The organism is Paraburkholderia fungorum (genome assembly GCF_003610895.1).
Classification (GTDB): Bacteria; Pseudomonadota; Gammaproteobacteria; order Burkholderiales; family Burkholderiaceae; genus Paraburkholderia; species Paraburkholderia fungorum_B.
This window is the reverse complement of the sequence record NZ_MCAS01000010.1, coordinates 1-23,287: the sequence shown is the minus strand read 5'-3', so window position 1 is coordinate 23,287 and position 23,287 is coordinate 1. Positions and strand designations below refer to the sequence as shown.

19 protein-coding genes are annotated in these 23,287 nt (G+C 61.3%); 13 read left to right on the top strand and 6 right to left on the bottom strand.

From position 1 onward, the window contains the following. Positions 1–72 precede the first annotated feature (72 nt). From BCY88_RS11190 to BCY88_RS11175, 4 genes are all read left to right on the top strand, one after another. Positions 73–765, top strand: coding sequence for a response regulator (locus BCY88_RS11190; protein ID WP_120344318.1), 693 nt, complete (start codon positions 73–75; stop codon positions 763–765). Between the two features lie 111 nt (positions 766–876). Continuing rightward, positions 877–1,521 carry a response regulator gene (locus BCY88_RS11185; RefSeq protein WP_120344317.1) on the top strand — a complete coding sequence of 215 codons (645 nt, stop codon included), beginning with the start codon at positions 877–879 and terminating at the stop codon, positions 1,519–1,521. Positions 1,522–1,765: 244 nt separating this feature from the next. Further along, on the top strand, positions 1,766–2,512 hold the full coding sequence (aqpZ, locus tag BCY88_RS11180) for an aquaporin Z (RefSeq protein ID WP_120344316.1): 747 nt from the start codon (positions 1,766–1,768) through the stop codon (positions 2,510–2,512). A 32-nt stretch (positions 2,513–2,544) separates the two neighbouring features. Continuing rightward, positions 2,545–6,999: an ATP-binding protein gene (locus BCY88_RS11175; RefSeq protein WP_120344315.1), complete on the top strand. Its 4,455-nt coding sequence runs from the start codon at positions 2,545–2,547 to the stop codon at positions 6,997–6,999. Positions 7,000–7,234: 235 nt separating this feature from the next. On the opposite strand, the gene BCY88_RS11170 is transcribed toward BCY88_RS11175, so the two are convergent. Beyond that, positions 7,235–8,170, bottom strand: coding sequence for a LysR family transcriptional regulator (locus tag BCY88_RS11170; RefSeq protein ID WP_120344314.1), 936 nt, complete (start codon positions 8,168–8,170; stop codon positions 7,235–7,237). 506 nt (positions 8,171–8,676) lie between these two features. On the opposite strand from BCY88_RS11170, the gene BCY88_RS11165 reads away from it, so the two are divergent. The 3 genes from BCY88_RS11165 (at position 8,677) to BCY88_RS11155 (ending at position 11,523) form a co-directional block, all read left to right on the top strand. Further along, positions 8,677–9,804 carry a porin gene (locus BCY88_RS11165; RefSeq protein ID WP_120344313.1) on the top strand — a complete coding sequence of 376 codons (1,128 nt, stop codon included), beginning with the start codon at positions 8,677–8,679 and terminating at the stop codon, positions 9,802–9,804. Between the two features lie 187 nt (positions 9,805–9,991). Next, complete coding sequence (locus tag BCY88_RS11160; RefSeq protein WP_120344312.1) at positions 9,992–10,426, top strand: CHRD domain-containing protein; 435 nt, start codon at positions 9,992–9,994, stop codon at positions 10,424–10,426. Between the two features lie 122 nt (positions 10,427–10,548). Beyond that, a complete protein-coding gene (locus BCY88_RS11155) occupies positions 10,549–11,523 on the top strand; it encodes an alpha/beta hydrolase (RefSeq protein ID WP_120344311.1) in 975 nt (324 codons plus the stop codon). On the opposite strand, the gene BCY88_RS11150 is transcribed toward BCY88_RS11155, so the two are convergent. After that, positions 11,493–12,335 (bottom strand): EcsC family protein, encoded by an 843-nt coding sequence (locus BCY88_RS11150; RefSeq protein ID WP_120344310.1) that lies wholly within the window; start codon positions 12,333–12,335, stop codon positions 11,493–11,495. The genes BCY88_RS11155 and BCY88_RS11150 overlap by 31 nt on opposite strands. Before the next feature lie 140 nt (positions 12,336–12,475). Between BCY88_RS11150 and BCY88_RS11145 the strand changes: the two genes are divergently transcribed. Then, positions 12,476–14,071, top strand: a complete 1,596-nt coding sequence (locus BCY88_RS11145; RefSeq protein WP_120344309.1) for an MDR family MFS transporter — start codon at positions 12,476–12,478, stop codon at positions 14,069–14,071. A gap of 30 nt (positions 14,072–14,101) precedes the next feature. Further along, positions 14,102–14,596, top strand: coding sequence for a MarR family winged helix-turn-helix transcriptional regulator (locus BCY88_RS11140; protein WP_120344308.1), 495 nt, complete (start codon positions 14,102–14,104; stop codon positions 14,594–14,596). A gap of 142 nt (positions 14,597–14,738) precedes the next feature. Here BCY88_RS11140 and BCY88_RS11135 read toward each other — a convergent pair whose 3' ends face one another. Then, a complete protein-coding gene (locus BCY88_RS11135) occupies positions 14,739–16,016 on the bottom strand; it encodes an amino acid deaminase (RefSeq protein WP_120344307.1) in 1,278 nt (425 codons plus the stop codon). Positions 16,017–16,170: 154 nt separating this feature from the next. On the opposite strand from BCY88_RS11135, the gene BCY88_RS11130 reads away from it, so the two are divergent. The 4 genes from BCY88_RS11130 to BCY88_RS11110 all read left to right on the top strand — a co-directional run bounded on the left by BCY88_RS11130 (position 16,171) and on the right by BCY88_RS11110 (position 19,631). Further along, a complete protein-coding gene (locus BCY88_RS11130; RefSeq protein ID WP_120344306.1) occupies positions 16,171–17,061 on the top strand; it encodes a MurR/RpiR family transcriptional regulator in 891 nt (296 codons plus the stop codon). Positions 17,062–17,064: 3 nt separating this feature from the next. Continuing rightward, positions 17,065–18,546, top strand: coding sequence for an N-acyl-D-amino-acid deacylase family protein (locus tag BCY88_RS11125; protein WP_120344305.1), 1,482 nt, complete (start codon positions 17,065–17,067; stop codon positions 18,544–18,546). A 69-nt stretch (positions 18,547–18,615) separates the two neighbouring features. After that, positions 18,616–19,002 (top strand): RidA family protein, encoded by a 387-nt coding sequence (locus BCY88_RS11120; RefSeq protein ID WP_120344304.1) that lies wholly within the window; start codon positions 18,616–18,618, stop codon positions 19,000–19,002. A gap of 302 nt (positions 19,003–19,304) precedes the next feature. Continuing rightward, entirely contained in the window at positions 19,305–19,631 is a 327-nt protein-coding gene (locus tag BCY88_RS11110) for a hypothetical protein (protein WP_147408511.1), read from the top strand. A 394-nt stretch (positions 19,632–20,025) separates the two neighbouring features. On the opposite strand, the gene queF is transcribed toward BCY88_RS11110, so the two are convergent. From queF to ilvA, 3 genes are all read right to left on the bottom strand, one after another. After that, on the bottom strand, positions 20,026–20,850 hold the full coding sequence (queF, locus tag BCY88_RS11105; protein ID WP_120344302.1) for an NADPH-dependent 7-cyano-7-deazaguanine reductase QueF: 825 nt from the start codon (positions 20,848–20,850) through the stop codon (positions 20,026–20,028). Further along, on the bottom strand, positions 20,847–21,749 hold the full coding sequence (locus tag BCY88_RS11100) for a 5'-nucleotidase (RefSeq protein ID WP_120344301.1): 903 nt from the start codon (positions 21,747–21,749) through the stop codon (positions 20,847–20,849). Before BCY88_RS11100 ends, queF begins: the two co-directional genes overlap by 4 nt. A gap of 23 nt (positions 21,750–21,772) precedes the next feature. Beyond that, a partial coding sequence (gene ilvA, locus BCY88_RS11095) for a threonine ammonia-lyase, biosynthetic (RefSeq protein WP_120344300.1) occupies positions 21,773–23,287 on the bottom strand: 1,515 nt, incomplete at its 5' end.

The following is a 23,287-nucleotide window of genomic DNA, read 5'->3' as shown; positions in this document are numbered from 1 at the left end:
GAATGATCGCGGCAGGCCCAGTTGCGCCGGAGAGCGCGACAGGAAATCAAGGTATGGGGGAGAAAAAAGACGATGAACGAAAACGCTGACACAAGCACACCAGTTCGAACCATCATTGCGGACGACCATCCACTGGTTCTGTTGGCGATCGAGAACCTGATGGCGGGCTATCCGGATATGCAGATTGTGGGCCGCGCTGCCGACGCCACAGAACTTTTCGAAGAAGTCGATCGCGTTCCATGTGACCTAGTTCTCATGGATCTCTATATGCCATGCGGCTTACATGGCGGCGCACTGGAAACCGTCAGGCAGTTCAAGGTGCGCTATCCGAACGTTGCGCTTGTTGTACTCACTATGGAAGTCGAAGCGGCCGCACTGAAAAAGGTCATCGCGCTCGGTGTCGATGCGCTGATCAGCAAACGAGACCGACTCGATCTGATTCACGTGGCCATCGTTACCGCGCTGGCTCACGAGTGTTATCTCGGACCGGTGGTGCGATCGCAGATAGCCGACGCAACGGTCGCGCACCGTTTCGATTTTGTCCGGCAAGTATTGTCGCGCCGCGAACTGGAGGTGTTCACGCAATATGCTTCAGGGCTTGCTGTAACAGAGATCGCCACTCGCCTTGAGCGAAGTGTCAAGACAATCAGTGCGCAGAAATGTACCGCGATGCGCAAGCTCGGTCTGCACAGTGACGCGGAACTGTTCCGCTTCGCCGTCGAGCACGGCGTGATCTCTGAAGATTGTCTGCAGAACCGGCGTTAAGCCGACGGGACGTCACGCCAGTCCGGTGGTGTGGCGAACAGAAGATGTACTTGGCATATCCCGGGGAGGCACGTCACGTGCAGGGAGTGCCAGTCGATAAGACAACAAAAAATGTCACAAAAGATCCGCGTCATCGTGGCCGACGATCACGATTGCGTTCGTGTTGGCGTGATGCGCCTGCTGCAATCGGTACCTCACATCGAAATAGTTGGCGAAGCGCCTGATACCCAGACGCTGGCCGAATTGCTCGACACCCATGCGTGCGACGTTGTCGTGTCGGATATTGGTATGCCGGGTATCGACGGCGCCAGCAACGTCGTGTCCTTTTTGCGTCGCCTGTTCCGGGCGCGTCCGCATCCCCGCGTCGTCATCCTGACGATGATTTGCCATGCGCACATGCTTTCTGGCTTGTTGCATCTGGGCGTGGCCGGAATCGTCGACAAGCGCGACACCGCCACGTCGGTGATCGATGCCATCGAGGTAGCGATTGCAGGCGGCGTCTATCTATCGGATCGGGCACGCGTCGCGATAGACGCCTCCGATGCGCCGCCGCAGCCTCGCGCGGGCGTGCTGAGCGCACGTGAATGGGAAGTCTTCCAGCTTTATGTGCAAGGTTTGGCAGTCCATGAGATCGCGGCGCGTTTGCAACGCAGCGGCAAGACCATTAGCACGCAGAAGCGCAGCGCGATGCGCAAGCTTGGTCTCGAGTCAGAAAACGACCTCATCGACTACGCGAGACAGATAGGGTTGGCCTGACAACGGTGTGAGGGAGCCGATTCTCAAAGGTCCATTTTTCTTAGGACTTTAGGAGTCTTCTGATTGGTCGCGCGACGTCATCGTTTCATAGTTCTGAATTGGCTGAGGCTTGCCACCCAACATTCGCGTGACGGAAACCGTCATTTCGCGATGGGGTGTACTGCCGAGCCTGGAAAATTCAGGCAGATGTCCAGCGGCTGGAGTGCGACGCCGTCTGCCATTTGCACAAGGACTTGGGGGCGGAATGGTAGCGCTAGGAAAACGGTTGTTGGTCGAGGGGGGCGGAACGGCATGGGTGGTGTTCATCGGTTGCGGCAGCATCGTATTGAACACCGGTGCACTCCAGCAGGGATACGGCGTACTCGAGGTGTCGCTCGCGTTCGGTCTTGCGCTTGTCACGGCGAGTTACGCATTCGGCGCCACCTCCGGTGCCCACTTCAACCCGGCTGTCACGATTGGCTTTACCGTCGCGCAACGTTTCCCGGTTCGGGATCTGCTGCCCTATATTGCCGCCCAGATTCTCGGGGCCATCGCCGCTGCGGCACTGCTCGCTTACGTGGCGAGCGGCCGCCCCGGCTTTGAACTGGCCGCGAGCGAATTCGCGGCGAACGGTTTTGGCGACCATTCGCCGGCCGACTATCAACTTCATTCTGCGCTCGTGGTCGAGCTTGTGCTGTCGTTCACATTCGTGATGGCAAGTCTGATGGTGGCCGGCCGGCGACGGTTGCGGCCGATCTCACCGCTGATCGCCGGCGCGAGTCTGATGATCGTGTACATGGTTTCGATCCCGGTGACCAACGGCTCGATCAATCCGGCTCGCTCTACCAGTCAGGCGCTGTTCGTCGGCGACTGGGCACTCGACCAGCTCTGGCTGTTCTGGGCTGCGCCTCTGCTGGGCGGCGTGGCCGCCGGGGCGCTGTTTTCATTTCTCTGCAGCAAGTCGGGCCGAAAGGCCGCGTCTTCCGCTCACAAGCAGGGCAGAGTCGCGTGAGCGCTGCCTGGTTTCATTTCATGGCTCCCTCTATGAAACTCCAACGCTGTGTCACGGTGAAGCGGATGGTGCGGCGTTTATCGCAGTGCCTGCTTGTTGTGCTCGCGTTGGTCGTCGCGCAGATGCAACCTGCAGTGGCCCAGCCGTTTGCCGGGCCTTCACAGCCGCAAGTCGCAGGCGCATTTCCTGGCAAATTGACCGTCGGTGTGCTGGCTGACGGCTGGTTGCCTATGGAGGGCCTTCAGGACGGTCAGATAATCGGGTTGAGCGCCGACTATTTGCGCGTGCTGGTCGGACAGAACGTGAAGATCGAGTCCAAGGCATTCCCTGATATGCAGCAACTGCTTGCCGCTGCTTGCGCTGGCAAGGTCGATCTGGTCATGAGCCTCGCTCGCACCCCCGAGCGGGAACGCTGCCTCAGCTTCACCGCGCCGTACTTTCGGGCGCCGGCGTCGGTGGTAGCTCGCCGCGACGGCGATGCGTACGCGAATGCTGCCCAGCTTGCTGGCACACGCCTCGCGGTAGAGAAAGGGTTTGCGCTGGAACGCGCGTTGCGCGACCGCTTTCCACGCGCCCAACTCGAAACCTTCGCAAATACTCACGCGGCCCTCCATGCGGTCGCACGGGGTGATGCCGACGCCTATCTCGGCTTCACGCCTGCCGTTCAGTACGCGTTGACCAGCGAGGAATTCCGCGGACTCCGCATCGCTTTCGAGGAACGCGGCCGCATCGCCGACTTGCGCTTCGCCGTGCCGCGCAACCAGGTCGCGCTGCGTGACCAACTCGACCACGCGCTCGCGTTGATGAGTCCCGCCGACGATACGGCGATCCGCGCGCGCTGGCTATCCGGAAGCTTCGACGCGCAAGCGGCGTCCGCTGCACGCCGTCTCGTGCTGACGCCAGACGAGCAGGCCTGGCTCCGTTCGCTGCCACCGTTACAGGTGGGTTTCGACAACGGCTGGCCGCCCTTTAGTTATGTTGACGAATCCGGCCATCCTGCCGGCATTGCCGCTGAATATCTGGACTATTTGAGCCGTGCGCTGGGTGTCGTGTTCAACCGCGCCCACACGGCCGACTGGCCCGCAACCATCCAGGCTTTCCAGCACGGCGATCTGGCGATTCTGGCGACCTCCTCCAGCAACGATCCGCGCCTGAAGGGCGCGCTGCACACCCGCGCCTACGAAAGCTATCCATTCGTGATCGTCGGGCGGGAAGACGAACCGGCCGCGCGTGCACTCAACGATTTCGCTTCACGGCGTATCGTGGTTTCGTCGCATATCGCCGGCTCGATTCCGCTCGCGCTCGACAATATTCCGCCGGCCAACATTACTGTCGCGCCCAGTCTGGACGAGGCGCTCAAGATGGTCGAGAACGGCCAGGCAGACGTGCTGGTCGGCAATGTAGCCGCCGTCGATATCCTGCTGAAGCAACGTTACACCGGTATCCTGAAGATTCTCGGCACAGTGGGCGGGTCCGACGCACTCGGCTTCGCGGTGCGCCCCGATCTGGGCCCGCTTGCGAGCTTGATCGACCGGGCCTTGCTGGCCATGCCGCCAGCCGAGAAGCAACGCATCCGGCAAAAGTGGGTGACCGGCGGTACGGCAGACCAGGGAGTGTGGAGCGTCACTGCGGTGCGCCTTCTGCCGCTGCTGATCGGCATCGGTATCGTGTTGCTGGTCACGCTGCGCGCTTATCTGCTGCTGCAACGCGAAGTCAGGCGGCGCAAACAGACCGAACGCGAACTGGCGCTACAGCTGAACTTTCAGGAAACCATGATGGAGATGGTTCCCTATCCGCTGGTCGCCAAAGATCTGGAGGGGCGCTACATCGCGATCAACCGGGCGTATGAAGAAGCGTGTGGTTTGCGCCGCGAAGTAGTGATCGGACGCACGACCGTGGAAGTCCAGACTTGGGGCGAAGCCAACAGCCACGTTCTGGAGGACCTCACACGCAAGATGCTGGCTGGTGGTGCACCGGCACAGGCGGAACTCCAGTTCGAACGCGGCGCGGGCAACCTGCGGCACGGCCTGTTCTGGACACGGATCTGCCACGGCAGTGACGGCAAGCCGAGTTGTGTGCTCGGAACCATGGTCGACATTACCGATATCCGGCGTGCCGAAATGCTCGCGCGTGAAACTGAGCGACGCCTGTTCGACGTCACGCGCTCATTGCCGGCCGTCGTATTTCAACTGCGCCGCACCGCGGACGGGGCCTATTCGTTTCCTTATGTCGGCGGCGACACGCGATATCTGCTCGGTGGCGGCCGCGCTGCGTCGGTGAGCCGCGACAAGATCGATTTCGGGCGCGTGTGCGAGGAAGACCGGCCTTTTGTGCTGGCCGAGCTGGAACGATCGGCGCGTTGCGAAACACCGGTGAACATGGAGTTTCGCTTCGATCTCGAGCATGGACTCAAATGGGCGCGCGCAGAACTGGTGCCGCGCCGAGAGAAGGATGGCAGCGTTGTGTGGAGTGGCTATTGGGTGGACGCAAGCGTCGAGCACGCGCGCTCCGATGAACTCGCGCGTGCACGCGACGTGGCCGAAGCCGCCTCGCGTGCAAAAGATGACTTTGTCGCGATGATGAGTCACGAAATCCGTACGCCGATGAACGGTGTGCTCGGTCTTGTTGAGGTGCTGGAGCGCACGCCGCTCAATGCGGATCAAGGGGAAATGCTGGGCATGATCCACGAGTCGGCGGGCGCATTGCTGCAGATTCTGGACGACCTGCTCGACTATTCGAAGATCGAAGCGGGCCGGCTGACTATCGAAGCCGAACCCATCGATGTGCGTGAGCTGGTCGACAACGCCGTCGGTTTGCTCGCGGGCCGCGCTCACGAAAAAGGACTGAAAGTCCGTGTGGATATCGCGGCTGACGTTGCGGCGACGCTACGCGGTGACAGCGTGCGACTGCGGCAGATTCTGTTCAATCTGCTCGGCAACGCCATCAAATTCACGCCGGAGGGCGAGGTCGACGTGCAGGTTGCGGTCGTCGATCAGACGGGCGACGTGCAGACACTGGAGATGAGCGTCGAGGACACCGGCATCGGTATTGCACCGGAGGTGCAGGCGCGGTTGTTCGAGCCGTTCGTGCAGGCGGAATCGTCAACCACCCGCCGCTTCGGCGGCACAGGTCTGGGTTTGACGATCTGCCGCAAGCTGATCGACCTGATGGGCGGCACCCTCGAATTGCGCAGCGAACCCGGGGTCGGCACACGCATGATCGTGCGCCTCACTATGCCTGTGGTGTCGCAGCTTTACTCCGTGAGCGGCTTGCGTGGTAAGCGCGGCGTCGTGGTGACGGGTGACGCGCGGGTCGCGCAGGCGCTGATGCATTTCGGCGAGTCGCTCGGACTCGAGGTGCGCCGCTTATCGCCCGATGCAGCTGAACTCGCTGATCCGAATGACCTGGCACGCGTGGATATGATTTTCGCGAGTGAGGATGTGGTGTTGCCTGCGAGCGTCGGGTCCGGTTCGCGGATCATTTGCCTGACCGAGAAACCGAAGCCGACCGGCTACCGCGTCCTCGACAACAACGTGCGGGTCAGTATCAACCCGATCTCGTGGCGCGGCCTCGGTGCGGCGTGCGCCGCCGCGATGACGGGGTTGCCGTCGGTCGCGCCGCGTTCTGCTGGGATGCCCGGCATGGCTGAAGGCGCCACCGCGCCACCGGACCGCGAACGTGCAATTGCCAGCGGACGGCTGATCCTGGTTGCAGAAGACCATCCGGTAAATCAGGAATTGATTCGTCACCAATTGGCCTTGCTCGGCTTTGCTTGCGATGTCGCGAATGACGGCGTCGAGGCACTGGCCGCACTGGAACAAACCAGCTATGGATGTTTGATCACGGATTGCCACATGCCGAACCTGTCCGGCTACGAACTGGCGCGGCGCGTCCGGGAGCAGGAGCACGGTGGCGCACGTCATTTGCCGATCCTGGGTATTACGGCGAATACCGCGCCGGAAGACCTGAGGCTATGTCGTGACGCGGGCATGGATGACTGCCTTGTCAAGCCGACGCGGCTCGCTACGCTGCGTGACTACCTGAGCCGGTGGTTTGGCTCGGACAGCGCCTGGCAAGCCGCACCCGCCGAAACGGTCAGTGCGCTGCCGGTTGCCGGAGATGCTACCCGCGGTGGCCCTGAGCCATTCGTGCCGGTCGACCTGAGTCACATGACGCAATTGTGGGGGAGCGAGTCGACGGTCAAGGCGTTGCTCGATTCGTTTGTTTCTTCGGTACGTGAAGACGCGCGGGCATTGTTACCGCTACTCGAACGTGTTGAGGTCGAGCGTCTGCGCGAGTGGCATCATCGCGTGGCGGGGGCGGCGAGTGTGCTGCGATATCCGCCGCTGCTCAATGCGTTGGAAGACTATCGTCGGGAGCTTGCCGTCAAGACGCCGGAACGTTTGCGCAGCGACGGACAGGAGTTGGTTCGCAAATGCAATGCCATGCTGGATGGAATCGAGCAGCAGGCCGCTTTGCTCGCATGATGTTGCCGTGCGCAGCGGCAATACGAGGCTGTAGCGCCTTGCTTGAGCGATCGCATTGGCGTGTGCTCAAGAGCGAATCCAACTGACGCGAATCCAACCGACGAATCGGACAGGCGAAAAAAAACGCGGCCGAAGCCGCGTTAAAGATTTGGAGACATCCCTCGATGAAGGAGTCACTTCTCGCAACCGGAAGCATAATCGCGACGGCGCAAAAGATTTACTACAAAATGCGCAATTAACTGTTCGTAAATATCGATGAAAGCGTCGAATCGGCCCTGTTTCGAAAATAGTCGACGGTAAATTCTACGAACGAACGCGTCGTAGCTGACACGTGCCGACGCCCGGGATACACCAGCGAGACTTCCTTGTCCGCATCTTTGATCCGGTAGCCGGGCAGCACCTGTACGAGCGCACCGCTCATCAGATCCGCCGAGACGTGATTTTCGGGCAGGATCGTAATGCCCATATCGGCAAGCGCCGCCTGGCGCAACATCACCGCGTTGTTGACTGCGTAGCTCGCTTTCATGTTGACGGTGATCTCTTTGCCGTCTTCGTCGACGAAGCACCACTGCGCGCTGTGAATCCTGGATGACGGTGCCAGAAACGGGTGCGCAACAAGTTGCGCTGGAGTGAATGGTTTGCCCGCCGCAGCCAGATAGGTGGGCGACGCAACCGCCACCGACCCGACCTTGAACAGAGCGCGCTTGATCAACGTGCCGCCGCTGACCTGTCCAGGCACCACGATGCCGACGTCAAATCCCTCTTCAATCAGATCCACCGGCCGGTGCAGCAGCGTGACCGAGAGTTTGACCCTGGGGTGCTGCAAGCGATAGCACCGCAGTAGTGGCGTCAATCCAAATAGCGAGAATGAGGCGACCGCCACCAGTTTCAGCGTGCCGGACGGATCGTTCGCACTTTGGGAAATACTGGACTCGACGGCGTCCAGTTGATCGAGAAGCTGCCGGCAGCCATCGGCATAGGCGAGTCCGGCTTCGGTGAGCGACACGCTGCGTGTGGTCCGGTTGACGAGCCGAGTGTTGAGGTGCGTCTCGAGCAGAGCGACATAGCGCGTCACCACTGCATTGGAAAGATCGAGACTCGCAGCTGCGCGCCCGAAAGAGCCGTTCTCGGCGACTCTCAGAAAGACGCGCATGGCCAGCAATTGGTTCATCGTGATAGTTGGCTCGATCGGGAAGCACCTGGGCGCATGGAACTGGCAGCGTGAGTTTGAGCGTGGAGAGAAACCGTGCGGGTTGCAGCAGCGTTCCGTGATGGGAAATCGCTCATGCTGCACGCAACAGGTGAGCGATGGTAATCGTCGCAAAAACTGGCCGGCACAAGAACCGGCCGAATAGCCGTGACGAGACTTCCGAATGCACGATGTAGCGGGGTTGCAACGCTTTAATTAGATAAGTATCGCTAAATATAAAACGAGATAAATGGAAGGTCTTGTGGTGCAAGGCTCGCCAATATTGCGATGTTGATTTTTCGAACAATTCAAAAAATATTTTGTGTGAACACGCGTGGCGTCTCTGAAAGTTGGACACCTAAACTCCGCTCTGCAAATCAAGCCGATATGCAGTGAGTGCTCTGGATCGAGCTGATCCGCAGCCAGTAATCGCGCTGTGCAAACAAATCGAGTCGAGGACTCAACAATCACACGTTATTTGGAACATCATGAAAAAGATTCTGATTCTTGCGGCGGTTTCCGCGACGTTCGCTAGCGCGGCCAACGCGCAAAGCAGCGTGACGTTGTACGGTATCGTCGATGCTGGTTTCACGTATGTGCAAAATGAAGTCTCGGCGAGCGACGCATCGAAGCATGGTGCTTCGTACGGCCTGACGAGCGGCAATGTGTCGGGCAGCCGCTGGGGCATGCGCGGGCGTGAAGATCTCGGCGGCGGCTACGCGGCAATCTTCACGTTGGAAAACGGCTTTAACGTAGGCAACGGCATGAGCGGGCAAGGTAACCGTGGCTTTGGCCGCCAGGCGTTTGTCGGCGTCTCGAGCGGCTATGGCACGCTGACCCTGGGTCGTCAGTACGACTCCGTGGTCGATTATCTCGGCCCGTTGACCGCAACCGGCAGCTGGGGCGGCGAGTACCTCGCGCATCGCGGCGATAACGACAACGCCAACGCGTCGATGCGTATCAACAACTCGGTGAAGTACCAGAGTGCGAACTATGACGGTTTCTCGTTCAGCGGCCTGTATGGCTTCTCGAACCAGGCCGGCGCCTTCGCAAACAATCGCGCCTACAGCGCCGGCATGGGTTATTCGAACGGCGGCCTGAAGCTGGCAGCCGGCTACCTGCAGGCCCAGGGTGCCGGCGGCAACGCAAGCGGTGCGATCCAGGACGGTGCGCCGAATGTCGGCGTAGCGGGCGAACGTCAGCGGCAGCGCACCTGGGGTGCCGGCGGCAGCTACGCATTTGGCCCGGCAACGGTTGGCCTCGTGTACACGCAGAGCCGCTTTAACTTCGTCACCAACGACGCGTCGGTGCGCTACAGCAACTACGAAGTCAACGCGCATTACAACCTGACGCCGGCGATGTCGTTCGGTGCGGCTTACACCTATACGCAAGCGCTGCAGAACACGCCGGGCGTGCCGGGCGGTTCGAGCCACTGGAACCAGATCGGTCTGCAGGCTGACTACGCACTGTCGCGCCGTACCGACCTGTACCTCGAAGGCGTTGCGCAGGTCGGCGCGAAGGGCAACCAGATTGGGTCGCAAGTGTTCGGCACCGATGCGCCGTCGTCGGGCAGGAGCCAGGGTGTGGTGACGACGGGTGTCCGCCACCGCTTCTAAAGCACCTTGCTGCAGGAAGAAAAAGCACCGCTCGCGGTGCTTTTTTATTGACGAAAGCGACACGACGGGGCCAGCTACTGCAAGTGCCCTCCGACGCAAACATCTTCGAAGGATTTGCACTAGTATGTGGTGGCGCCGCGCGCAGCCGGGTTTCCGGTGTGGCGGTGCATCAAGTCCGGAGAAGACGATGATTGCACTTCGAAAACTGAATCTGGCTGTGGTGTTGTGGGTGTTGGCGTCGGGTGCCGCTTTCGCGGATACGGTGGCGTTGAAAGCCGACCTCGAACCGTCGAGCGAAGTGCCGCCGCGCGTGAGTCACGGGCACGGCATGTTGAACGCCACGTTCGATACTTCGACCAAAGCGCTGCAATGGACCGTTACCTATGAAGGGCTGAGCGGCCCGGCAACCGCCGCGCACTTCCACGGCCCCGCGCCGGTCGGCCAGAACGCCAAGGTCCAGGTGCCGATCGGCAAGGAAGCGTTGGCAAGTCCGATCAAAGGATCGGCGGCGCTTACCGAGCAGCAGGTGACGGATTTGATGGCCGGGCAGTGGTACTTCAATGTCCACACCGCGCAGAACCCGATGGGTGAGATTCGCGGGCAGGTGCTGCCGGCGAACTAGGCAAGAAGAAAATCGTACCACCCGGTGGCGCCGGCGCTTTTTCAGGATTAGAAGCCGCCGTCCACTGGCGCATCGGCGAACGCACGTACCATGACGGGACACTAGCGAAGGAGCGTGTCCCGATGAGTTGGCAAAGTGCACTGGCGTGCTGGTACCTGCGCAGGGAGTTCCGGCCACAAACCCTCAAACCGGGTATCAATGTTGAGAGGGCACGCGCATTGACCGCCAGGCGGGTCTGGTCGCCGAAGGTACCCGCCGGCTGGCGTCTGCGGGAATTGTATGGGGCGGACGATTGGCCGCTGCAAGGCGAGTGGATCGAACGCCTCGACGGCGCACCGAGCGCCGGAACCGAACCGACCGTGCTGTATTGCCACGGCGGCGGCTATTACTTCTGTTCACCGCGTACACATCGCTCGCTGGTGTTCGGGTTGGCGAGGCGTGCAAATGCCCCGGTCTTTTCGCTCGACTACCGGCTCGCGCCGGAACATCGCTTCCCAGCGGCGCTCGATGATGCAACCGCAGCCTATCGTCAGTTGCTTGCAGACGGTACGCCGCCCGAGTCGATCGTGATCTCAGGTGATTCTGCGGGCGGCGGTCTCGCGCTAGCCACGCTCATTGCGTTGCGCGATGCCGGCGATCCATTGCCGGCTGGCGGCCTGCTGTTTTCGCCGTGGACCGATCTGGCCGCTGCAGGCGCTTCCATCCGCACCAATGACGGTCTCGATCCGATGTTCAGCGGTCCCGCGATCGCTCGCGCGGCACAGGTTTATCTCGGTGACGCCGCAGCCACCCATCCGTACGCGTCGCCGGTCTACGCCGACCTGCACGGCTTGCCGCCGCTCTTCATCATGGCGGGCAGCACCGAGGTGTTGCTGGACGACTCGCAACGCGTCGCCGACAACGCACGCGCTGCGGGCGTCGACTGCGAATTCGAAGTCTGGAAGAAGATGCCGCACGTCTGGCCATTGTTCACGCCATTCATTCCGGAGGGCGGCCGTGCGCTCGACCGCGCTGCGGCCTTCGTGCGTCGCGTGACGAGCGCAGCAAGTGGGCGCGCCATGGCCGCTCAGCCGTCCAGCGTGACGTCCATCGCCTGATAGGCGGTTTCGACCGCTTCCTGGCCATATTGCCGCTCCAGCCGCCGCACGGTGAAGTGGCCGTGCGCGACTTGCTGGAAGTGGTCGATGAACACCGTATTGACCATCGCGCCGAGCACTGCGCCGATCGCCGGAATCGACTTGGCGGCGATCTGCTCGCTCACCTGCACCGAAAAGCGCGCGGCAATCGTATTGAGCAGGCGCAGCAAGGCCGCGGAGCCATGCGCGGTGAAGCCTTTCGTCGCGATTTCGGATGAAGCCTTCGATACCGCCTGCGCCAGCGCGCCGCGCATGATGAAGTAGCCGAAGTCCGCGTCGTCGTCGGCTTTCGAGGTGCCGCCCATGCCGAGCACCGTCAGGCATTGCAACTGCGTGTCGATCGACGTCAGGTCTTCGCCCTCGCTGCGCGCGATGTCGCAGATCGAGCGGAACATCAGCGTGGTCGTGACCGGCAACTCGACGGGCAGCGCGAACAAACCGAAGGCGCCGCCGGCCGCGCCGGTCGTGGCCACGGCGAATTTGTGCAGCAGGTTGCTCGGCTTGTCGGGCACGATCAGCGGCGAGGCGCCGGCCTGCCGCCCAAGCGTGCGCAGTGCGATCGAAAGGCATTTGCGCAACGCCAGTTCCGTCGCATCCGTGACCTTTTCGTTGGCGAAAGCCGGAATGCGCGAGAGCAGCTTTTCGAGCGGCGCGCCGACGATGCTGGCCAGTTTCATCGCCAGCGCGGGGCTTTCCAGTTCGTGTTTCGCGCGTCGCAACGCGCTCAGGTCGTCGTCCGATAACGATTGTGCTGCGAGCGAACTCGGCTCCATGTGCCTCCCTGGCGTCATGTGTTGTCCATTCTTCAGTCGATTGCCGGCGCGGTAAACCGCGCCGGCGGCTTCCAGCTTAGAGCATCACCTCGTGGTATGATTCAGAATTGTTTGACAGGTCAACTGTTGCGCTATCAAAAATGGCTGTCCATACCGCGGCCCACCACTCGAGTGGGCAAGTTTTACCTTTCCGTGAATCGCTACTGGCGATGCTCGGCGTTTCCTTCGTTTCGATGCTGGTCGCTCTGGACCAGACCGTGGTCGGCACCGCGTTGCCTACCATCGTCGCGGAACTGAAGGGTTTCGAGCTTTATGCGTGGGTCGCCACGTTATATCTGCTGACCTCGGTGATCACCGTGCCGATCTTCGGCCGCCTCGGCGATTACTATGGGCGCAAGCCATTCGTGATCGCATCGATCGTCGTGTTCACGGCGGCGTCGGTGCTATGCGGCGCCGCCAACAACATGCTGTTCCTCGTGCTCGCGCGCGGTTTGCAGGGCATTGGCGGCGGCATGCTGGTCGGCACCGCCTTCGCGTGCATTCCTGATCTTTTCCCAGACTCGGTCGTGCGTCTGCGCTGGCAGGTGCTGATGAGTTCGGCGTTCGGTATTGCGAACGCGGTGGGGCCATCGCTCGGCGGCTTCCTCACGCAGTACTACGGCTGGCGGTCGGTGTTCTATGTGAATCTGCCGGTCGGTCTGCTGTCGCTATTTTTCGTCTGGCGCTTCCTGCCACATCTGCGGCACATCGAGCACAAAGGCAAGATGCGGCTAGATTGGCCCGGCGCGCTGCTGATCGCAGTGGCGCTCGGCTCCTTGCAATTGTTCGTCGAGTTGCTGCCGAAGCACGGCGTCACGTTGAGCGTGTCCGCACTGCTCGCGCTGAGCGTTGCCTCGGCGTACGGGCTGTGGCAATGGGAAAAGCGTTGCCCAACGGCGATTCTGCCGGTGGATATGTTTCGCAACCGCAGTCTGGCGGCGCTCTTCACGCTCGCCGTGCTGGGCGGCTTCACCATGTTCTCGTTGCTGTTCTACGCGCCGTTGCTGTTCCAGGGCGGCTTCGGGATGTCGCCGAAAGAAGCGGGACTCGTTATTACGCCGCTCGTCGTGTTCATCACGATCGGCAGTATCGCCAACGGCCGTATCGTCTCGCGGGTGCGCAATCCGAATCTGATGCTGTACATCGGCTTCGCGCTGGTGGCGTTGGCATGCCTCGGCGTGGTCGTCGCAACGCGTTCGATGCCGCAGTGGCTGCTGATGTCGTTCATGGTGCTCGGCGGTCTCGGTCTCGGCTTCGTGATGCCGAATCTGACGATCTTCGCGCAGCAGACCGCCGGCCGCGAGCACCTTGGTATCGCCACCGCGCTGCTGCAGTCGCTGCGGATGATCGGCGGCATGATCGGCACGGCGCTGACCGGCACCCTGGTTAGCCATATGTACGCAAGCGGCGTTCGCAGTGCGCTGGAGAACGATCACGCGTCGCAATGGTTCGCCGATCTCGGCGACCCGCAAATTCTGATCAATCGCGACGCGCAAACCACCTTGCTCGGTCAACTGCAGCATGCGGGTCACAACGGCGCGATGTTGCTGGAGAGCGCGCGTGAGTCGCTGGTCGCGGCGATTCATCTGGGCCTCGCGATGGCGGCGATCATCGCCGTGGTGTCCGTGTGGCAAAGCCGCCGTGTGCCGCCAATCAAGCTTCAGCGCAAGCTCGAGCCGGTGATTCACGCGGATTGATTTTTAGCCTTACCGTTTTACTGACAGATCATGGAAGAACAGGACCGCGTCGCCGTCATGCAGCAATTCGGCCGCACTTATCGGACGTTCATGTCGGCCTTCGAGGCCCAGGTTGGCCAGCCGTTGCCGCGCTGGCGCATTCTGCTCGCGCTGCACGAGCAGGCCGGCGAGTCGTCGCAGAAGCGGCTGGTCGAGCGCTTGCGCGTCGATCCGGGTGCGCTCACGCGGCAATTGAAAACGCTCGAGGGTTTAGGCTGGATTGCTCGCAGCATGGACGCACGCGATAACCGCGTGACCAATGTACGTTTGACCGAAGCAGGGCGGTCCGTGACGGAAGCCAGCTTGCCGCGCCGCAATGCTTTTTTGCACGACACGATAGCGGCATTACCGGACGACGCGCTGAACGCTCTCTCGGGTGCTTTGACGATACTGGAAACGCGGATCGGCGAAGTGGCGGCGACGGCTAACGCAGCAGCGGTGGACTCCGCCGCTCTTGCGCAAGCGCAGGATACCCCGGCTCGTTAGACCTCACGGATCGGAGCGCCGCCGATTCAGATTCAGTACGGCAGGCCGCTGCGAATGACACGACCTGAACCGGGGTCACGAAGGACATGCACGTGACAAACGGCGCGCCACCTCACCGTGAGACGCGCCGTTTGCTTCAGCGTCAGAAGAACGTTTCGATCACTTCCGTGACGCGGTACGACGGATCGAGCACCAGTACCTGACGCCACTTGTCGAACGTCAGACACGGATGCGAAATGTCGAACCCGATCATGTCGCCTACCTTCAGATCGGCGCCCGCGGGAATCCGCAGATAAGCGTGCTGATCCATCAAGCCGAAAATTTCCCAGCCTTCGCTCGCCGCGACATCGCGCGGCGCTTCGGTGCCCGGACGATAGTGACGTGCCGGTTCCGGCATGCCTGCGTCGAAAGCGGAATCGCGTTTGCCCAGACCGATGATCGCGCGATCCGGCTCCGGAATCGACTGCACGTACGCCCACAGTTGCAGCGCCGGCAACAGGCCCTCGCCCATTTTCTTCGCGACCGGATTGCGCGCGAAGATGTCGGTTTGCGCCTTGCGATAGACGCCGACGTCATGTGTGAGATAGCAGCCGGGCCGCAACACGATTTCGACCTTGCCGGTCTCCGCAGCCTTCACGAATTCTTCCGCGACCACGTCGTACCAGGCCGAGCCGGCGCCTGACAACACAGCCGGCGTGCGGGCAAAACGGCCTTCCTCGACAAGCGCGCGCGTGATGGCGACAGCGCTCTGCAGGAACTCGCGCACTTCGTGTTCTTCCTTCAGCACGCCTTCATACAACTCGACGCCAGCCAGCTTCAACACATCCGGATAGCGTGCGATCGCCTCGAGCACCGCGTTGCGCTGCGCTTCGTCGCGCACGCCGGTGCGCCCGCCCGGCACGCCGAGTTCGAGCAATACCTGCAACGGTTTGCGTACCGATGTGAAAAACTGGCCCAGTTGTTCGACGCCTTCGACCGAATCGACGAGACAGAAGAACTCGAAATCGGGATCGCTCAACAACTCGGCGACCATCATCATGTTGCGGCGGCCAACCAGCTGGTTGGCCATCAGGATTCGCGACACGCCGCCGTGATAGGCCGCGCGCACCTGGTGCGCGGTGGCGAGCGTGATGCCCCATGCGCCGGTTTCGAGCTGGCGGCGAAACAGCTGCGGCGCCATGGTGGTTTTGCCGTGCGGCGCGAGCTTGACGCCGTATTCGGCGACGAACGCCTGCATCCACTCCAGGTTGTGTTCCACGCGATCCGCGTACAGCACGGCGGCGGGCAGGCTCACGTCTTCGTTCAGCAGGTTCCACTCGAGGCGAGCGGCATCCGTGAGCTGGATGCTGGTGCCAGGAACCATGCCCAAGCCCTTGCTATAAGGATCAATCGTTGCGCCCTGATAGTTTGTAACTTTCATGTCTCCGTGCTCCATCGTCCAGTTAAATTGAATCAAAGTTGACTTTACTATGTTACCGAAAGTACGATGCTTGAAGAAATGTTATTTAGTACCACGGTTTTCCGGAGGCGTTTTGTAAGCCTTCATGGGCGCCGCGACACCCCACACAGCCTGAATGAACTCAACCGCCGAACCGCTGGCTTTCGATATCGTCGCGCGCATCGCCGAATGCGCGCCGGAACTGCGTTCGGCCGAACGGAAGGTCGCCGCGCTGATTCTCGACGATCTGACCGGTGCCTCGCGCGCGAGTATCGGCGCGCTTGCCCAGCAGGCCGAGGTGAGCGTCGCGACCGTGACCCGTTTTGCCAAGGCGGTGGGTTGCCGCGACGTGCGGGAGTTGAAGCTGCGGCTCGCGCAGGCGGCGGCGGTCGGGCAGCGCTTCCTGCAGGCGGGCGGACCCACCGATGCCCCCGAGCCGATCGCCACCCGGGTATTCGACGAACTGCAAACCGCGCTTGCCCATAATCATCAGCTGCTTCGTCAGGCGCCTTTGGCCGAGGCGGCAGCCGCCTTGCGCACCGCGCGCATGATCTATGTATTCGGCATGGGTGGCGGTTCGACCGCCTTGGCCGACGAAATGCGTTTCAGGCTGGTGCGTCTCGGCCGTCCCGTCGCGACCTATCAGGATGGCTTGTTGCAGCGGATGGTGGCGAGCACCGTATCGCGCGAGTGCGTGGTGATCGCGCTGTCCACCACCGGGCGCGTGCCGGAGATGGTCGAGAACTGCAAGATCGCGCGCAGCTATGGGGCCAGCGTAATTGCCCTGACAGCGCCGGCTTCGCCTTTGGCCAAGCTGGCCGATTGGGTGATTCCGATCGTCGCCTTTGAAACCGATTTCATTTACAAACCGTCGTCCTCGCGTTACGCGATGATGATGGCGCTCGATGTGCTCGTCACCGAACTTGCCGTCAGTCAGGGTGACGAGAGCCGGGAATTGCTGCGCCGCATGAAGCACGCGCTCGACACTCACCGTGGTGGTGGCGATCGACAACCATTAGGAGACTGATCCATGCATTCGCATCCTGAAGCCGCCGATACGCTGATCTTCGGCGCGCAACTGTACGACGGCACGGGCGCGCCGCCGGTCGAACGAGACGTCGCGATCCGTGACGGCCGCATTGCCGCGATCGGCAATCTGTCGAACTGGCTTGCCGAAGAGGTGATCGAGGCCAATGGCCGCGCGCTGGCGCCGGGTTTCATCGACGTTCACACGCATGACGACACGCACGTGATCCGCTCGCCGCAAATGATGCCGAAGATCACCCAGGGCGTGACGACCGTGATCGTCGGCAATTGCGGGATCAGCGCGTCGCCGGTTTCGTTGAAGGGCGATCCGCCCGATCCGATGAACCTGCTCGGCGAGCGTGACGCGTTCCAGTATCCGACTTTCGCTGCCTACGTCGAAGCGGTGAACGCGGCGCGTCCCGCCGTGAACGTCGGCGCGCTGATTGGGCACACGGCGTTGCGAAGCAACCAGATGGACCGGCTGGACCGGGCGGCGTCCGGGCAGGAAATCGAAGGCATGCGCGCGCAGCTCGAAGAGGCTTTGGCAAACGGCGCGCTGGGCTTGAGTTCGGGACTTGCTTATGGGTCCGCCTTTGCCGCGCCGACCGAGGAAGTCATGGCGCTGGCCGAGCCGCTGGCCGCTGCGGGCGCGCTTTACACGACGCACATGCGCACCGAGTTCGACGCGATTCTCGACGCGATGGACGAAGCGTATCGGGTCGGCCGTCACGCGCATGTGCCGGTGGTGATTTCGCATTTGAAGTGCGCGGGGCCGTCGAACTGGGGGCGTAGCGAGGAGGTGCTGAAGTCGCTGGAAGGCGCGCGTCGCTTGCAGCCGATCGGCTGCGATTGCTATCCGTACAACCGCAGTTCATCGACGCTCGATCTGAAGCAGGTGACAGGCGACATCGACATCACGATTACGTGGTCGGAGCCGCATCCCGAGATGGCGGGCAAGCTGGTGCGGGAGATTGCCGCTGAGTGGGGCATCACGCAGCAGGAAGCGGGCAAGCGCTTGCAGCCGGCGGGCGCGGTGTATCACAACATGTCCGAGGACGACGTGCGGCGGATTCTGTCGCATCCCGCGACGATGGTTGGCTCAGATGGTTTGCCGAACGATCCGCTGCCGCATCCGCGTTTGTGGGGCGCGTTTCCGCGTGTGCTTGGCCACTACGCGCGCGATGAGAAGCTGCTGCCGCTCGAAGAAGCGGTGCGCAAGATGACCAGCTTGTCGGCGCACCGGTTTGGTTTGGCGGAGCGCGGCGAGGTGCATATCGGTTATCACGCGGATCTGGTGTTGTTCGACCCGGCCAGGGTTCGCGATGCGGCGACGTTCGAGAATCCGCAGCAGGCCGCCGACGGCATCGACGCGGTGTGGGTGAACGGCGTGTTGACGTATCGCGATGGCGCGGTGACCGGTGAACGGGCAGGGCATTTTGTGGCGCGCGGCGCTGCGTCGAAGGGCGATGCGCGCGGCGCGTTCTGATTTTGTTTTTCTGATCGATGTGGCAGGCGTTTTCGTTGGCGCGTGCCGGACTTTTTAAGGAGTTGGATGATGAAGCGATATGGCGTTGAAGGCGGCAAGGGTACCGGTGGTCAACATATGCCCTTTGCTCGGGCAGTCGAAGCGGATGGCTGGTTGTTCGTTTCCGGGCAGACGCCGATGGAAAACGGCGAGGTGATCAACGGCGGGATCGTTGAGCAATCGCACAAGGCGATTCAGAATGTTTTCGCCATTCTGAAGGAAGCGGGTTATGGGGCGGAGCATGTTGTCCGCTGCGGTGTGTGGCTCGATGATCCGCGTGATTTTGCTTCTTTCAATAAGGTGTTTCGGGAGTATTTTGGCGAGAATCCGCCGGCTCGGGCTTGTGTGGTTTCTTCTATGGTGATTGATTGCCGGGTTGAGGTTGATTGCGTGGCTTATAAGAAACCTTCGGTTTGATTTTTGGTTTTTTGGCCTGCGTGGCGATTGGTTGTTTGCCTGCGGCGTTGGGCTTTCTTTGATTTCTTATTGGTTTGGTTTGGCTGTGCGCTTATTGCTTTGGCCTTTCCTTGAATTGTTAGTGGTCTATTAGTGTTGCCCCTGTGCGGGGCGGCACTTACTTTCTTTGCCGCCGCAAAGAAAGATAAGCAAAGAAAGCGGCTCACACCGCCAGCCACATAAGTGGGTCCCCCGCACAGCCACGGTAGTGGTGCATCTGGAATCCGTGTTCTCGCACATTCCGCTCCGGTGACAAGGCAGTCATGCTTCCCGCCTCGCACTACGTGCTCGCCGGAAGGGTACGTTATGCAACCCCTCGGGTTCGTTTGGGCTTGGTGGGGGCGGCGATGCGTCGAATGCGCAAGCGCCGCAGCACCTTCCTAAAAATATTGTGGCTTCGCCTGGCCGACCCGCAAATCGTAGCGGCCGCACAGCTTGAGGTTCGTACTTCGAATGAAATGCTGGAGACGACAGAAGCTGCTGATCAGATACGGATCGAGCGACTGCACGGAATGATGCGTGAGCACGAAAACGCAGCGACTGGTTCCATGAAGAACGCTTCGGCGCGCGCAGCGCCGCCGGAAGAATGACTGCTGTGTCACCTAGGCGGAATGTGCGAGAGCACAGATTCCAGATGCACCACTACCGTGGCTGTGCGGGGGACCCACTTAAGAATTAGCGGTGTGAGCCGCTTTCTTTGCTTATCTTTCTTTGCGGCGGCAAAGAAAGTAAGTGCCGCCCCGCACAGGGGCAACGCTAATAGACCACTAACAAATCAAGGAAAGGCCAAAGAGTAAGTGCCGCCCCGCACAGGGGCAACACTAATAGACCAATAGCAAATCAAGGAAAGGCCAAAGAAGTAAGCGCACAGCCAAACCAGACCAATAAGAAATCAAGGAAAGCCCAAAGCAGCCAGACCAACAAAAGCCCAACACCAAAAAACCACAACCCAAGCGCCGCGCAGGCAAAAAAACACCAAAACCTTTATTGCCGCGCCAACCGCAAATTATCCGGCATCGGCAAATTATAGTTAGTCCGGAACGGATTGATATCCAGCCCCCCGCGGCGGGTATACCGCGCATAAACAGCAAGCTTCACCGGCCGGCAGGCCTTCATCACATCGATAAAAATCCTCTCGACACACTGCTCATGAAACCCAGTGTGATTCCGATACGAGATGATGTACCGCAGCAAACCGGCATGATCGATCTGCGGCCCCACATAATGAATCTGCACGCTGCCCCAGTCAGGCTGCCCCGTCACCGGACAATTCGACTTCAACAAGTTAGAGAACAACGTCTCTTCAACCGGCGCCTCATCAAGCGCAGCCTTGAGCAACGAAGCATCTGGCTGATAAACATCCGCATCCAGATCGAGCCGGTCGAGCGACAAACCTTCAAACTCTTCCATTTGCAACTTGCCGAACTCATACGGCGCGCTCAGATGAACAGAAACAGTCGCGCCACACGAAGCGGAAACGTCCCGCTTGATCGTGTCCCGCACAATGTCCATCGACTCAAAAGCCGTTTGCGCAAATGACCCGAGATAAAGCTTGAACGACTTCGACTCGACAATGTTCGGCGAATCAGCCGGAACGAAGAAAGTGGCCACTGCAATCTGCGGCTTGCCACGCGCATTCAGCCAGGAAAGCTCGTAAGCATTCCAGATGTCCGTGCCGAAAAACGGCAACTGCGCGCCAATCCCAATCGCTTCGCGCGCGTTCTTCCGGGCAATCGGAAAGAGCAGCGAGGCGTCATATTGTTCGGTGTAAGCGGAAGCCTTACCCAGCGGTGACTGTTCAGGTGTCATGATGCGTTCACAATGCCACTCAGCACGTGCCCCGTCGCCGTCACGACGCGGGCCGATTCGCAATGGCCAATTTGGTCGTCGAAGAAAAAGTCCGGCTCGAACTCGCGCAAAAACGCGCTTTTGTCGAGGCCGCCGAGGAACATCGCTTCGTCGATTTCGATGTTCCACGCCATCAAGGTGCGGATCGCGCGCTCATGCGCCGGGGCCGAGCGCGCCGTGACCAATGCCGTACGAATATGCATCGGCGCGGCTTCGTCCGCGAGTTTCTGCAGCCGGTGCAGGGCTTCGAGCAACGGCTTCAAAGGCCCATCCGCAAGCGGCAAATCCTTGTTGTGAATCTCATGGCCGACGAACGCGCGCAGGCCATCTTTCTGAAAGATGCGTTCGGCTTCGTCGGAAAACAGCACGGCGTCGCCGTCGAAGGCAATCCGGATTTCGTCTGGATACTTACTCGCCATTTTCGCCGATTCGGGCAAGACGCGCGCAGCCGGAAATCCGGCGGCCAACGCGTCGCGCACATCGTCCTGATTCGCGGACAAAAACAGCGCGGCGTTCAACGGCTTCAGATAACCGAATGGGGCACGCCCACGCGTAAACACGCCACGCTCGATCGCTAGCCCATATTCCCGGCACGAATGAAATGCGCGCAATCCGCTGATCGGATCGCTGCGCGACAGGATCACCACTTCGACCCGGTGGCCGCCGGCATTCAAGGCCAGCAGCTTGCGGATCAGCGGAAACGCGACCCCCGGTTTGGCGGGCACGCTCAGCCGTTCGCGTTGCAACGCTTCATACGCGCGCAGGTCGCCCGCCTCGTACACGCAGTTCTCCTCCTCGAAGTCGAACAGCGCGCGCGACGAGATTGCCACCACCAGCTTGTCGACGAGCGAAAGAGCCATCTGCGCGTTTCAGTCCAAAGTGATCAGGCGAGGAACAGGCGGTACACCGGGTTCTGCGTCTCTTCCCAGTTCGGATAGCCGAGCGTGGCGAGAAAGCGCTCGAACTCGCGGTTCTCGCTCTCCGGCACCTGGATGCCGACCAGAATCGAACTGTAGTCCGCGCCCTGGTTGCGGTAGTGGAACAGGCTGATATTCCAGTTCGGCGCCATCGACGAGAGGAACTTCATCAGCGCGCCCGGCCGCTCTGGAAACTCGAAGCGGAACAGGCGTTCGTCATGCGCCAGCGGCGAGCGGCCGCCCACCATGTAGCGGATGTGCTGCTTCGACAGTTCGTCGAAGGTCAGATCGACGGTGGCAAAGCCGTGCGCTTCAAAGGCGCCCGCGATCTGCGCCGATTCGCTGCGATTCCTGATCTGCACGCCGACGAAGATATGCGCTGAATTCGCGTCCGCAATCCGGTAGTTGAACTCGGTGACGCTGCGCGTGCCCACCAGTTCGCAGAAGCGGCGGAAGCTGCCGCGCTCCTCGGGAATCGTCACGGCGAACACCGCCTCACGCGCTTCACCGACTTCGGCGCGCTCGGCCACGAAACGCATGCGGTCGAAGTTCATGTTCGCGCCGGACGTGATCGCAATCAACGTCTGGCCTTCGAGACCTTCGCGCTCGGCATACTGTTTGGCGCCCGCCACGGCCAGCGCGCCGGCCGGCTCCAGCACGCTGCGGGTGTCCTGGAAGACGTCCTTGATCGCCGCGCATAGCGCGTCGGTGTTCACGAGCAGCACGTCGTCGAGATAATCGCTGCACAGGCGGAAGGTTTCCTCGCCCACCAGCTTGACCGCGGTGCCGTCCGAGAACAGCCCGACCTCGTTCAGGGTGACGCGTTCACCCGCCTTCAGCGAGGCGGCCATCGCGCACGAGTCATCGGTCTGCACGCCAATCACCCTGATCTCCGGGCGCACCGATTTCACATACGCCGCCACGCCTGCCGCGAGACCACCGCCGCCGATCGGCACGAAGATCGCATGGATCGGACCCTGATGCTGGCTGAGAATCTCCATCGCGACCGTGCCCTGGCCGGCGATCACGTACGGATCGTCGAACGGGTGCACGAACGTCAGGCCGCGTTCTTCCTGCAGCTTCACGGCATGTCCGTACGCGTCGCTATAGGACTCGCCAAACTGCACGACCTCGACCGTCGCCCCGCCATGCGCGCGCACCGCATCGACCTTCACCTGCGGTGTAGTCACCGGCACGACGATGATCGCCTTCACGCCCATGCGGGCCGCCGAGAGCGCCACGCCCTGCGCGTGATTGCCTGCCGAGGCGGTAATCACGCCCCGCTCCAGCGCGTCCGCCGGGATATGCGCCATCTTGTTGTACGCGCCGCGCACCTTGAACGAGAACACCGGCTGGTTGTCCTCGCGCTTCAGATAGACCGGATTGGACAGCCGCGCCGACAGGTTCGGCGCACGTTCGAGCTCGGTCTCGCGGGCCACGTCGTAGACGCGCGCGGTCAGGATTTTCTTCAGGTAGTCGTG